We start from the raw sequence: 915 nt of genomic DNA, 5'->3' as shown, positions 1-915 counted from the left end.
CGGTCCAGATTACGTGGACCGTCTCTGCTGCCCGGCTGGTGGCCACATAGAACATACAGCTCAGCGCCTTGACCTGCCCGTTCTGCTTGACCATCAGATCCGCGCTGCCCACGCTGGGGTGCAGCGCTAACCGGGCGCGGGTATTAGTCGCCGGCCCGGCTGCGGGCTGGGGCCCGGCTTTGGCGTTCTTCGCCATCGCTTGTGCCGAGGGCGGCATGTGGGGCATGCGCGGCTCCGGGGCCGGCGGCGGTGCCGGCTCGGTGGCCTCCCAGGCTTCCATCGGCGTCTTGTCGCTCAACGCCTGATGAACGCGCTCATGGTTGTAGTAGGTGTCGAACTCCTCAACCATGATCTGCAACGCCTCGATCGAGTGGGCAGGCGGGCGCGCGTTCAGCCACTTCTGCAGAGTCTGATGGAACCGCTCATTCTTGCCCTGAGTGGTAGGCCGGTCGGGCTTGCCGGTGATGGGCTTGACCCCAAGATCGACCAGGTAGTCGACCAGCTTGCCGGTGAAGCCTCGACGGGTGGGGTTGAACGCCAACCCGTTATCAGAGAGCAGCCGCTGCGGCACGCCCCACCGACGGATCGCTGTGGAGACGGCCTTCAGCGCGGCCTTACTCGTCTCACCCTCGGCAACCAGGGTCGCCAATGCCAATCGGGTGTGGTCGTCGATCACTTGCAGAATCGTGGTCGCAGTCCCGTCAGCTAACGACCAGGTGAAGGCATCGATCTGCCAGCAGCAGTTCGGTGCGGGATAGACGAACCTACGATTGGCCGCCCTGGGCCGCTTACGAGGTTCGGGCTTGGAGACGCCTGCCGCAGCGAAGGCCCTGGCCAGCGTGGCCCGTGAGGGCGGGTTCAGGCCTTGGCGGCGCATCCTGGCCAGCACCGACAACGGCCCAGCATCCAGGCCCT

1 protein-coding gene is annotated in these 915 nt (G+C 65.8%); it reads right to left on the bottom strand.

All coding sequences use genetic code 11. The features are described 5' to 3' along the window. A partial coding sequence (locus HGQ17_RS14855; RefSeq protein WP_168888732.1) for an integrase core domain-containing protein occupies positions 1–915 on the bottom strand: 915 nt, incomplete at both ends.

Source organism: Nesterenkonia sedimenti, assembly GCF_012641515.1.
Taxonomy (GTDB): Bacteria; Actinomycetota; Actinomycetes; order Actinomycetales; family Micrococcaceae; genus Nesterenkonia; species Nesterenkonia sedimenti.
This window is presented reverse-complemented; position numbering and strand designations above follow the sequence as displayed.